Origin of the sequence: Kitasatospora sp. NPDC091335 (assembly GCF_044757205.1) — a bacterium.
In the GTDB taxonomy this organism is placed as follows: domain Bacteria; phylum Actinomycetota; class Actinomycetes; order Streptomycetales; family Streptomycetaceae; genus Kitasatospora.
Genome location: NZ_JBIVUM010000011.1, coordinates 268,473 through 280,033 on the forward strand (window position 1 = coordinate 268,473; position 11,561 = coordinate 280,033).

General features: G+C 73.2%; 10 protein-coding genes. 3 read left to right on the top strand and 7 right to left on the bottom strand.

Translation table 11 applies throughout. The features are described 5' to 3' along the window. Positions 1-145 precede the first annotated feature (145 nt). Together ACIQOW_RS24140 and ACIQOW_RS24145 are read left to right on the top strand one after the other, a co-directional pair. Entirely contained in the window at positions 146-934 is a 789-nt protein-coding gene (locus ACIQOW_RS24140; protein WP_401088146.1) for a MerR family transcriptional regulator, read from the top strand. Positions 935-993: 59 nt separating this feature from the next. Continuing rightward, positions 994-2,001 (top strand): ABC transporter substrate-binding protein, encoded by a 1,008-nt coding sequence (locus ACIQOW_RS24145; RefSeq protein ID WP_401088147.1) that lies wholly within the window; start codon positions 994-996, stop codon positions 1,999-2,001. Between the two features lie 117 nt (positions 2,002-2,118). Here the strand turns inward: ACIQOW_RS24145 and ACIQOW_RS24150 are convergent, their stop codons facing one another. The 5 genes from ACIQOW_RS24150 to ACIQOW_RS24170 all read right to left on the bottom strand — a co-directional run bounded on the left by ACIQOW_RS24150 (position 2,119) and on the right by ACIQOW_RS24170 (position 9,587). After that, the gene (locus ACIQOW_RS24150; RefSeq protein ID WP_401088149.1) at positions 2,119-3,105 is read right to left on the bottom strand and encodes a CPBP family intramembrane glutamic endopeptidase; all 987 of its coding nucleotides are present in this window, start codon (positions 3,103-3,105) and stop codon (positions 2,119-2,121) included. 325 nt (positions 3,106-3,430) lie between these two features. After that, positions 3,431-5,077: a M4 family metallopeptidase gene (locus ACIQOW_RS24155; RefSeq protein ID WP_401088151.1), complete on the bottom strand. Its 1,647-nt coding sequence runs from the start codon at positions 5,075-5,077 to the stop codon at positions 3,431-3,433. Between the two features lie 516 nt (positions 5,078-5,593). Next, positions 5,594-7,651, bottom strand: a complete 2,058-nt coding sequence (locus ACIQOW_RS24160; protein WP_401088153.1) for a serine/threonine-protein kinase — start codon at positions 7,649-7,651, stop codon at positions 5,594-5,596. Positions 7,652-7,765: 114 nt separating this feature from the next. After that, positions 7,766-8,704 (bottom strand): alpha/beta fold hydrolase, encoded by a 939-nt coding sequence (locus ACIQOW_RS24165; protein ID WP_401088155.1) that lies wholly within the window; start codon positions 8,702-8,704, stop codon positions 7,766-7,768. A gap of 124 nt (positions 8,705-8,828) precedes the next feature. After that, positions 8,829-9,587, bottom strand: a complete 759-nt coding sequence (locus ACIQOW_RS24170) for a dienelactone hydrolase family protein (RefSeq protein ID WP_401088157.1) — start codon at positions 9,585-9,587, stop codon at positions 8,829-8,831. A 159-nt stretch (positions 9,588-9,746) separates the two neighbouring features. Between ACIQOW_RS24170 and ACIQOW_RS24175 the strand changes: the two genes are divergently transcribed. Then, complete coding sequence (locus tag ACIQOW_RS24175; protein ID WP_401088159.1) at positions 9,747-10,160, top strand: DUF6191 domain-containing protein; 414 nt, start codon at positions 9,747-9,749, stop codon at positions 10,158-10,160. Here the strand turns inward: ACIQOW_RS24175 and ACIQOW_RS24180 are convergent. Together ACIQOW_RS24180 and ACIQOW_RS24185 are read right to left on the bottom strand one after the other, a co-directional pair. Further along, positions 10,121-10,522, bottom strand: a complete 402-nt coding sequence (locus tag ACIQOW_RS24180; protein ID WP_401088161.1) for a VOC family protein — start codon at positions 10,520-10,522, stop codon at positions 10,121-10,123. The two genes, ACIQOW_RS24175 and ACIQOW_RS24180, sit on opposite strands and share 40 nt — an antisense overlap. 66 nt (positions 10,523-10,588) lie before the next feature. Further along, positions 10,589-11,386: a (2Fe-2S)-binding protein gene (locus tag ACIQOW_RS24185; protein ID WP_401088163.1), complete on the bottom strand. Its 798-nt coding sequence runs from the start codon at positions 11,384-11,386 to the stop codon at positions 10,589-10,591. Positions 11,387-11,561 lie beyond the last annotated feature (175 nt).

An 11,561-nucleotide genomic window follows, 5' to 3' on the forward strand; every position in this document is an offset into this window, starting at 1 on the left:
ACACCGGATGGAAGAAGCGCGACGGCTCCGGTTCGGCGAGCCCTTCCGATGCGGCAAGCCCTCCGATCGGCGAGCCCTCCGATCGACGGGCCGACCGCCGCGGAGGGCCTTCCGAGCCCGGAGCGGCTTCGGAGCCGACGGTCCTATGCTGAACGCCGTGGACAAGGTCAGAGCTGCTGCGGACGACAGAAAACGCGAGTACCGGGTGGAGGAACTGGCCGAGGCCGCCGGCATCACCACTCGCACCCTGCGTTTCTACCGCGAACGCAAACTGCTCCAGCCGCCCCGCAAGGAGGGGCGCATCGCCTGGTACGGCGAGGAGCACCTGGCCCGGCTGCGGATGATCGGCGAACTGCTCGAACGCGGCCACACCCTGGGCGGCATCGCCGAGCTGATCGGCGCCGGGGAGAGCGGGCGGGACGTCGCCGACCTGATCGGGCTGGAGGCGGCAATCGTCGCGCCGTGGTCGGACGAGACCCCGGTGCGCCTGGACTGGGACGAGCTGAAGGCCGCCTTCGGCGACCAGCTGACCGAGGAGAACACCGCCGAGTCGATCGCCCAGGGCTACATCAGCGTCGAGGAGGACGGCATCGTCCACGTCAGCCGCCGGCTGATGGACGCCACCACCGAACTGGTGGCGGAGGGCGTGCCGCTCTCGGCGGTGCTGGAGGCGAGCCGGCGCACCCGGGAACACGTGGACGCCATCGCCGAGGTCTTCATCGAGGTGGTCAGCGAGCACCTGCTCAGCGCACTGGCCACCGACACCCCGCTCCCGGCCGGCGAGGCGGCCAGGCTCACCGAGCGCATCCTGCGGGTGCGGCCGCTGGCCCGTACGGTCGCGGACGCCCAGTTCACCCTCGCGATGGACCGGCGGGTGCGCGCCGAGTACGACGAACTGCTGCGCCAGCGACGGGAGAACGGCTCCGAGGCGTAACCGGGTGGCCGGGCGGGCAGGGATTCCCGCGCCCTACCCGTACGTTGGAGGTGCCTCCGATGCCCCGACCGCTCAGCCGCCGTGCCGCCCTCGGCCTCGCCGCCGGACTCGTCCCCGGGCTCGCGCTCGCCGCGTGCGGGTCCGGCTCCCCCGGGACGGGCTCCGGTTCGGCAGGTTCGTCCGGCTCGGCAGGTGGCTCCGGCGGCACCGGCGGCACCCGGACGGTCCGCCACGCGCGCGGCGAGAGCACCGTACCGGCGCGGGCGAGCCGGGTGGTGACCCTGGACACCGACGCGCTGGACTCGGTGGTCACCCTCGGTCTCAGCCCGGTCGGCGCCACCACCGTGACCGCCGGCGCGGCCTTCCCCGCGTACCTGCCCGCCGAGCGGCTGGCCGGGACGAAGCCGGTCGGGGCCATCGGCCAGCCCAGCCTGGAGACGATCGCGGCGCTGCGGCCCGACCTCATCCTGAGCAACCAGGTCCGCGACGACAAGCGGTATGACGAGCTGTCGAAGATCGCTCCGACCGTGCTCTCCAAGACCACCGGACCGGCCTGGAAGGAGAACGTCCGGCTGCACGCCGAGGCACTGGGCCGCCAGGCCGAGGCCGAGGCGGCGGACGCGGCCTACCGGACGAAGCTGCGGGACCTGGTCACCGCGCTCGGCGGGCCGGCCAAGGCGGCGGCCACCCGGGTCGAGATGGCCCGCTTCCTGGCGGGCGCGCCGACCAGGCTCTACCTGAACGACACCTTCGTCGGCTCGCTGTTCAAGGACCTCGGGCTCGGCAGACCCGCCAACCAGGACAAGCCCGGCTTCTCGATGGAGATCAGCCCCGAGCAGGTGGACCAGGCGGCGGCCGACGTCATCTTCTACTCGGTGTACGGGGACGCGGCCAAGTCCGACCAGGGGAAGATCACCGACGGGGCGCTCTGGAAGAACCTCGACGCCGTTCGCAGTGGTCGGGTGTTCCGGGTGGACGACAACGTGTGGATGCTCGGCATCGGCTACACGGGGGCCGGGCTGGTCCTGGACGAGATCCGCAAGGACCTGGCGCCGACGGGCGAATGACGGATGACGGGCGGCAGGCGCCAGCTGACAACCAACAACTAACAGATAACAGATGACAGATGACAGATGATGAAATCTGTCATCTGAAAGCCGTCACCCGTCACCCGCCGGCTCGGGTCATCCCGTGCCCCCGCCGTACCGGCCCGGCCGCAGGCGCCCGGTGGAGGCGAGGAAGGCGACGAACCCACCGAGGACGATCCACCCCGGCCAGCCGGCCAGCGACATGGTGAGCGGGTCAAGTTCGGCACCCGGGTCGGCGAACTCCCGGACCATCGACACGCTCATGCTGCTCGTGAAGGTGTGCGCCAGCACCGCGGGGACCACGGACCCCGAGCGCAGCCTCAGCCAGGTGAAGACCGGCAGGACGAGCACACAGCTCACCGTCAGCGCCGGCACCGCCAGGTACCAGGGCCGTCCCGGGTACTGCCCTCCCATCAGCAGGGTCGGCAGGTGCCAGAGCGCGAAGGCCGTCCCGGTGAGCAGGTACGCCAGGACCAGCCGCGCCGTACCACCATCCGCACCGTCACCCGCAGCACCGCCCGTACCGCCGTTCACGCCGTCCGCACCCCGGCCGAGCCTCAGCAGCCGGGGGAAGAGGAAGCCCTGCCAGCCGATCTCCTCGCCGAAGAACAGCGGCAACGAGAGCGCCATGCCGATCGCACCCTGGACCGCCCACGATCCGATCCGCCCCGGGTCCAGCGAGCCGAAACCGGCGAACGGGTAGCTGCCCACCAGCGCACCGAGCACCAACACCGCCGCCGTCAGCGCGCCGAGCACCCCGAGCGGCAGCAGGCAGGCCCGGACCGCACGAGTCCGGGGAAGGCGCAGCGCGAGCGCCTCCCGCACCCCTCCACCCCCTCCCGCGCGCTCGACGAAGCGGACCACGAACAGCGCCGCCAGCGCCGGAGCGAACATCGCGGCCCCGATGCAGAGTTGCTCCCGTACGCCGACCCCCTCCCGGGCGTCGGCCCGCTGGTAGCCGTCGGCGAGCAGCGGAGCCATGGCCGCCCACATCCCGAGGTAGGCGAGCACCAGGTAGACCAGCAGGCCGCGCCGCCGGACGGCGCTCTGCGTGGATCGTGTCAGTGGCTTCAGTGGCGTCATGCCGAGGACGCTACGGACCGGAGGGATCTCCCGAGAACCAAGTACGCTGCCGCTCAGGAGGGTTGTCGACTGCCGGTGGATGGTGGAGTTTTCTGGGTGTTCGGCGGCCTGTCGGACGTGCTACCCGCCGGGCGTACTGGTCGCTTTCCCTGCCGATGACGCACTCGCGGCTCGGGAGCGGTACAGTTCACCCACCTGACGGGCAGTCAGGCAGCGAGCAGCAGGGGCGACGGTGGTCCGCTCACCGTCACCCCTGCTGTGATGGCCCTGCCCGGCCCGTCTCAGCTCAGGGCCCGCTCATTTCCGAACCCGCCTGATCAGCAGATCAGTTGACGTTGACGGCCGTCCAGGCGGCGGCGACCGCGTTGTACTCCGCGCCACCCGAGCCGTACAGGTCGGCCGCCGCACTGAGGGTGCCCGCACGCGCACCCGCGTAGTCGGTGGTGGAGGTGAAGTAGGTGGTCAGCGCGCGGTACCAGATCTGCGCGGCCTTGTCCCGGCCGATGCCCGCGAGCGTGGAGTTGTCGTAGGTCGGGCTGTTGTAGTCGAACCCGTTGATGCTCTTCGCCCCGCTGCCCTCGGAGAGCAGGTAGAAGAAGTGGTTCGCCACCCCGGACGAGTAGTGCACGTCCAGGTTGCCGACGTTCGCGTCCCAGTAGTCCGCCGAGCCGCCGTCCCTGCTCGGCTGGTCCATGTAGCGCAGCGGGCTGCCGTCGCCGCGCAGGTTGATCAGCTCGCCGATCCAGTAGTTCGGCGGGTTGGAGGGCAGGTTGGCGTACCACTCGACCATCGTGCCCATGATGTCCGAGGTGGCCTCGTTGAGACCGCCGGACTCGCCCGCGTAGTTGAGGTTGGCGGTCGCCGCGGTGACGCCGTGGCTCATCTCGTGGCCGGCCACGTCGATCTCGGTGAGCGGCGCGGTGTTGTTGCTGCCGTCGCCGTACGACATGCAGAAGCAGCTGTCGTCCCAGAACGCGTTGACGTAGTTGGAGCCGTAGTGCACCCGGCTCAGGGCACCGACGCCGTCGTTGCGGATACCGCTGCGACCGAAGGTGCTGTGGTAGAAGTCCCAGGTGGTCGCGGCCCCGAACTGGGCGTCCACGGCGGCGGATTCGCGGCTGTTGACGGTTCCGTCGCCGAACCTGTCGCTGGTGTTGGCGAACAGCGAGCCGGTTCCGTCGGTGCCGTTGTTCAGGTCGCTGGTGGACTGGTTGCCGCGGCTCGCGTCCTTGAGCGCGTAGGTCGAGCCGCTCTGGGTCGTGGTCAGCGGGACCTGGCCGACGAAGACGCCGTTGCCGGTGCCGGCGGCGGTCTCGATCGTCTCGTGCGAGGCCAGGACCCGGCCGTCGGCGGCGTCGGTGACCAGGATCTGGCGGCTCGGGGTACCGTCGGCGCGCCGGCCCTCGACCGTGGTGCGGTACGCCAGCCGCGGGTTGCCGTCGGTGACCCAGACCACGAGTTCGGCCCGGTCGGCCTGGCCGACCTCGGTCAGTGGCGACGCGTCGGCGTCGGTGGTCGCCCCGAGGGTGGCCCTGACCGTCCCGGCGGCCTGCGCGGCCGCCCGGTCGGCGGCGATCCTCGGGGTCAGGCCCGGCAGCGCGATCCGGGCGGCGACCGCCTTGTCGACCGACTTCACCGAGCCGTCGGCCTTCTGGTGGACGACCAGGTCGCCGCCGATCACCGGCAGACCGGCGTAGGTGCGCTCGAAGCGCAGGTGGCGGGTGCCGTCCCGGTCCACCGCGGCGTCCTTGGCGACCAGCTTCTCCTGGTCGCCGAGCGCGAGCGCCTTGGCGAGCGGACCGGCCTGACCGGCCGCCAGCTTGAGCACGGCGGCGTGCTGCTGGGCGGCCTGGGCGACCCGGGCCTGCGACGAGTCGGCGGGGGCGGCTTGGGCGGCGGTGCTCACCTGGATCACACCGGTCAACAGGGCGGTGGCCGAGAGTACGGCGACGGCCGCGAGCTTACGGTTCACGTACGAGTCCTTCCGGGAAACCGCGTCCGGGCGCGGTCGTACCTCGTTCCGGGGGCCGGGTCGGCACCTGTGGGGAGGAACGGGCACTGACGTGCGGGAACCCCGCGCGGTCGAGCGGCTCGCCACCAAGGGGTGGGGGTGGGGGCTACCGCCGGGGGATGACCAGAAGCATGGCAATCGAGCAGGTTGATTGACAGGTCTGCTTCAGAAGTTGGCCAGGTCCCGCCACCGGGTAAAGAGCTTCCAATCGGCGGGCGAACCGGGGCAATCCACCACATCCCACCGGGGGTTCAGGCCCGAGCGACGACCGACCGCCTGCGCCTACGGGCATCCGTCCGCCCGGTGCCGGATCGGCGCCCGGTGCCGGCCGGCCGTCGATCGACTTTTACATGTGTGTAGAAGACTCCATACGGTTCCTTGACACCCGGGTGGCGAGGTTTCGCCACCCGCGCCCTCTTGTTCACCCGGGAGGCGCCTGCTAGCCGGTCCCCCCGCGCGCCCGCCGCCGCGGGCCGGTCACTGGAGCCGCCACTCCTGGGCGGTGTTGCCAGGGGTGCAGGCGACCATGCTGACCGCGCTGCCGGGGCCGTTGTTGGTCATGCAGCTCTGGTTCTGGTAGTCGCCGAGCGTGTACGAGTCGGACGAACTCCCGGTGTGGACCGTCCAGTTGGTGAGGAAGCTGAACCCGCCGTTCAGGACGACCTTCCCGTCCATCGTCTGGACCATCGTCGGGCCGCCGTTGTTGCAGGCGTTGAAGAGGATCCAGGAACCGGGGTTGGTGGAACGCACCCAGCCGTACTGCGCGTGCCCCCCGACCACGATCGGGTTGTCGCCGTTCAGGTTGTCGTCGCGCATCCCGATGGTGCGGCCGTCCTTCACACTGACGATGGTGCTCCAGCTGCTGCCGCCGCAGGAGGCGGGCCGGCCCGGGCTCTGCGGGGCGCTGGTGGTGCCGCCGCCGGTGGTGGTCTGGGCGGGGGGCTGCGGGTTCTGGTTGGCGGGCGGGTTGGGCGGGTTGCCGCCACCGGGCTGGTTCGCCTGTCCGCCCGACGACCCGGCGGCGGCGGTGCCCGCGCCACCGGTCTTGTTGCCGCCGGAGCCACCGGAACCGCCGGAGCCGGCGCTTCCGCCACTTCCACCGCCACTGCCCTGGCCGGCCGCCGGGACCGGCGCCTGTGACTGGCTCTGGGCGGTGCCGGGCGTCGGCTGGTCGGGGCCGGGGGTGGCCGACGGCGTGTCGGTCGGGGTCGGGGCAGCGGGTGGGGTGGTGGTCGCGGGCGCCGAGGTGGCGGCGCCCGGGTTCACGGGCGCGGTGACCACCACGGTCGGCTGGGCGGCGGGTGGCAGGACCCCGTCGGAGCCGCCGGATCCGCGGTCGATCAGCAGGACGGTCGCCGTGCCCATCGAGATGACGACGGGGATGACGATGGGCACCAGCAGGGTACGCCGTGGCCGCCGACGGCCGGGCTCGGTCCGCGCCTGCGGCTCCACCTCCACCTTCGCGACCTCGTCCGGGGCCGGGGCACCACCCGTGGCGGGCACCACCACGGCCCCGCCCTCGGCGGACGCCCCCGCGGCCTCGCCGCCCTCGGCAGGACCCGCCGCCGTGTCCTCGGCCGCCGCCACCACGGCCGCGGCGCCCGCGGCCGCCTCACCCGCACCGGCCCGGAGCGGGATCGTCCGGCTGTCGGCCGCGCCGGCCTTCCCGGCCGTCGGCCCGTCTCTCCCGGCGTCCTCCGCCGCGGACGCGGCGAGCGCGGCGCGGGCCGCCGCGGCCATCTCGGCGGCGTCCGCGTACCGTTCCTCGGGCTTCTTGGCGAGCGCCCGGGCGACCAGTGCCCGCACCGGAGCCGGGAAGGTGTCCGGCAGCTCCGGCACGGGCTGGTTGACGTGCTTGAGCGCGATCTGGAGCGGACCGTCGCCGGAGTAGGGCGGTTCGCCGACCAGCAGTTCGTAGCAGACCACGCCGATCGAGTAGAGGTCGGTGGCCGGCCCGAGGCTCGCGCCCTCGGCCTGTTCGGGGGACATGTAGAGCGCGGTGCCGATGATCGCGAACGGGGCGGTGAGCTTGGTGCTGGCGACCGCCCGGGCGATGCCGAAGTCGGTGATGGCCACCCGGCCGTCGGTGCGCACCATCAGGTTGGACGGCTTGACGTCCCGGTGCACGATCTCCCGCTGGTGGGCGGCGTGCAGCGCGTCCAGGGCGCCGGCCGCCAGGTCGAGGGTGCGCTCGACGGTCATCGGGCCGGTGTCCCTGAGCACCCGGTCCAGCGGACTGCCGTCGATCAGCTCCATGACGATGTAGGCGCAGCGCTCCTCGCCGTCCCCGCCGCTCTCCCCGTAGTCGTGGACGTGTACGACGCCGGGGTGGTCGATCGCGGCGACCAGCTGGGCCTCACGGCGGAAGCGCTGGGCGGAGGTGTCGTCCTCCAGCAGCTCCGAGCGCATGATCTTGACCGCGACCTGCCGCGCCAGCACGGTGTCCTCGGCCTTCCATACCGAGCCCATCGCGCCGCCGCCGATCTTCTCGACCAGCTCGTACCGCCCGCCGAGCACGGTGCCCGCGCCGCTCATACCCCTGCTCCCCCGTGTGTCGCGACCCGCCCCGACGGGTCATCGGCACACAGTGTGCCAGAGCGTGTCGCGACCTCAGCAGTCCAGGTCCGAAAAGGAATTGGGCACGAATTGTCAGACGTCGAGGAAGTATCGGGCATGCTCCGAAACTTCTCGGACGGCCGCGACGACCGCCCGGGGCCGGTCCACCTGGATGGCGTGACCGGCGCCGTGGACCGTGCCGTGCGTTCCCCGGACGGCGTTCCTCGCGACGCACGCCTGCACGGCGGTCCACCGGACGCGCATCGTCCGGGGCAGCCCCTCGGTCGCGCTCAGGACCGCCAGCGGCATCTCGGGCGGCCGCGCGAGGGATCGGCGGCGCCGGATCCCGGGCCCGGCGAGGGCCGTCATCCGCTGTTCGGCGAGGACGGCCCACCGCTGGTGCGGGTGCGCGATCACGGCCGCCTCCGCCAGGTCGAGCGGCTCCGCCGGTCCTGGTGCTGCCGGCGCCGACCCGGCCCGGTACAGCCACAGCCGGTTCAGCACGGCCTCGGCGACCCGGATGGACTGCGGCTGGAACTCCTCGTGTGCCGGATCCACCAGCACCAGCCCGGCCACCAGGTCCGGCCGCTGCCAGGCGAGGAGTTGGGCCGGCTGGGCACCCCAGCTGTGCCCGACCAGGAGCGCCGGTCCCGCGTCCAGGTGTCGCACCAGGGCGGCCAGGTCGGCGACCTGGCCGTCCGGCGTCGGGCCGGCACCGCGCCCGGGGCCGGACTCGGGATCGCTGGCGCCCAACCCGGCCCGGTCGTACGCCACGACCCTTCCGTGCCGGGCGAGTTCGGGCAGTACGGCGGACCAGATGAGCGCCGTGGTGCCGCAGCCCGCGATCAGCACCACCGGTGCGACGCCACCCCGGCCGGCCTCCACCCAGCGCAACGCCCGTCCGCCGCGGTCCAGTTCACCGGTCCGCACACCGCCGGGCAGGTGCTCGCCCAGCGCCCGGGCCATGACCTCCTGGACTCCCCGCAGATCAGGTCCGGCCGGTGCGCCCCGCCTGCTCTGCCTGGTACTCATGCGTGATCCCCCCTGGATCCCCGTCCGGCCCCGCTCTCCCGGGCCCGGTTCCGAACAGACTGCCATCAGCCGACCGGATTTGCCGGATGGCCGGACGGCCGGACGGCCGGCCGGGAGTCGGTTCTCAGACCGGCAGGGCCTGCCGCAGCACCCCGAGCAGCGCCGCCCAGTGCCGCTCGTCGGCCGCCGCGTCGTAGCGGGTGGTGTCGGCCTGGGTGTAGCCGTGCGGGGCACCGGCGTAGACCTCCGCGCGGTACCGGACGCCGGCCGCGGTCAGGGCCGCGGCGAGCCGGTCGATCTGCTCGGGCGGCAGCGCGGGGTCCTGGTCGGCGTGGCCGAAGTACAGCTCGGCGGTGATCCGTTCGGCGCCCAGGTGCGGGCTGTCCGGGGTGTCGGTGGCGAGGCTGCCGCCGTGGAACCCGGCGGCGACGGCGATCCGGTCCGGATGGCTGGCGGCCGTACGCAGAGCCAGCAGTGCCCCGCGGCAGTAGCCGGTCAGGCCGACCGGGCCGTCCTGGACCAGCGGGGAGTCGGCGAGCCAGCGCAGGTAGGCGTCGGCGTCGCGAGTGGTCGCCTCCGGGGTGAGGGTGGCGAGCAGCGGGCCGATTCTGGCGAAGAGCCCGCTGTCCTGCTCCAGGTCGACGAGCTCCGGCAGTTCGACGACCGGCGCGCGGCCGCTCCGGTAGAAGGCGTTCGGGACGAGCACGGTGTACCCGGCTTCCGCGAGCCGGTCGGCCATCCGCTCCAGATGCGGCCGGAGCCCGAAGGCGTCCGTGTAGAGGATGACGGCCGGGTGGGCCCGGCCGTCGTCGGGGTGGGCGAGGTAGGCGTCGGCGGTGCCGTCCGCCGTCGGGATGTCCACGAGGGTTCCGCGCACGGGCATGAGGAGCACTCCTTTCGGTCCGTCCGGCAGCGTATCCGCTGGGCCCGCGGCCGGACACCACAGTTCACCGCCGCCCGGCACCGCCCGCCCGACCGGGCGCCGTTCCCCGCAGTGCGCCCACGAGGGAACGCCCGGGCCGTACCGCCGCGTTGAGCGGGCATGGGGTTGATCGTGGGTGTGGCGGCGGCGGTCGTGGTGGTGCTGGGGCTGGTGCTGCTCGCGGCGTGGCAGGTCCTGGACGAGTCCTCCTCGCGGCCTCGGCAGCGCGGACCGGGTGTGGGGATGGGCGCCGGCGGGCTGGAGGAGCTGCACGCGCTGTTCAGCCCGGGCAAGCAGGTGCAGGTCGAGCAGAAGCACGAGCAGCTGGTCCTGCGGGACGACGCGCAGGCCGGAGCGCTGCCGCACCTCGGCGTGGACCTGGACCGGGGCGTGGCCGTCCTGCGCGGCGGGGCCGCAGGACGGACGCCCGAGCCCGCACCGCACGACGGGAGCGGGACGGGGACGACCGGTCAGGCCCCTCTGGCGGCGGGGGTTCAGGCCTCCCAGCTGCGGGAGCAGAGCACCAGCCGGTAGCCGTCCGGGTCGGATATCGTCACGCCGTACTCGTCCCAGTACGGGTTGTGGGACTCGGCCCGGGTGCCGCCCGCCTCCTCCAGCCGGGCGACCAGGGCGTCGTCCACCGGGGCCCCGAGGTAGACGACGAACAGGTCGTCCACCGTCGGGGTGGGATCCAGCGGCCGCTCCGGGTCGCGCGTGAGCTCGAAGTGCCAGCCGCCCCCGGACGGGCCGACCATCAGCAGGTCGTGCTTTCCGGACACCCTCTCGGCGCTGCGCCACAGCACGTCGAGGCCGAGGCCGCCGACGTAGAAGCGCTCGGCCGCCGCGAGGTCGCGCGAGGGGCGGGCGATCCGGACCCGCGTGGTGGAATCGATCATGCCGGCGACCATAGCCGATGCCACTGACATCGAACCACGCTGCGCGACGGGCCTGTGGACGGACCGTCAGAGCCGCCGCAGTCGCTCCTCGTCGGAGGTGCGCGGGCAGGTCAGGCAGGCGACGGCCGCGGGCCCGACAGCGTAGTGGAGGCAGCAGCCTAGCCGGGTGCGGGTGTGGTGGGCGCGCCCGTCGGGGGTGTGCAGGCGACGGAAGCCGGCGCCGCCGGGGAGCGGCAGGGTGCCGCCGGGCAGTACGGCCTCGGCGGCGGCGACGGAGGCCTCCTCCTCGCCCAGCATCCGGCCGAGGTACCAGAGGGCGGAGGCCAGGTCGTCCGTCACCATGCCCCAGAGCGCGCGGTCACGGCGCCGGGTCGGTCCGGCGAAAGCGGCGAGCACCGGTCCGAGGTGCCCGACCACGGCGGCCCGCAGCTCGGCGCGCAGTTCGTCGTCGCCGGGCAGGGTGACCGACCCGCGCGGGCGCAGGGCGAGTGCACCGGTGGGGGCGTGCAGCCAGAGGTCGGCGGGGCCGAGGACGGGGACCCGACGGGCGAGGTGCCAGGGACCGGCGATCAGCAGGCAGGCCGACCAGACGTAGTGGTGGAGCAGCCGGGAGGCGGTGACGTGCGGTCGCGGGGCGCGGCCGTGCTCGGCGGCGATACGGGCCTCCGCCCCGGCCAGGACGGCGGCCCGCGGCCGCCCGTCGGCGGCGAGTTCGGCTCCGGAGTACCAGTCGTCGGCGGCGCACGGATCGGGCTCGGCGGCGTCCAGCAGGCGCAGCTCCAGCACCGGGCAGAGCTCCAGCATCCGCCGGTAGTCGGCGGCGAGCGCCGAGGACACGGAGAGCCCGGCGGGCACAGTGGGCACAGCGGACACAGCGGGCACGGGGGTTGCGACGGGCGCGGCGGAGGACGCGGAGGGCACGGCGGGCATGGGCGTTCCGGGAACCACTGACATTGATGCTGATACTCAGGTTCCGGTGGTCGTGGCTCTCCCACTGACTGACGCCCTGCTGGGCTGTCTTCGGGTTGTTCTGTCCGGC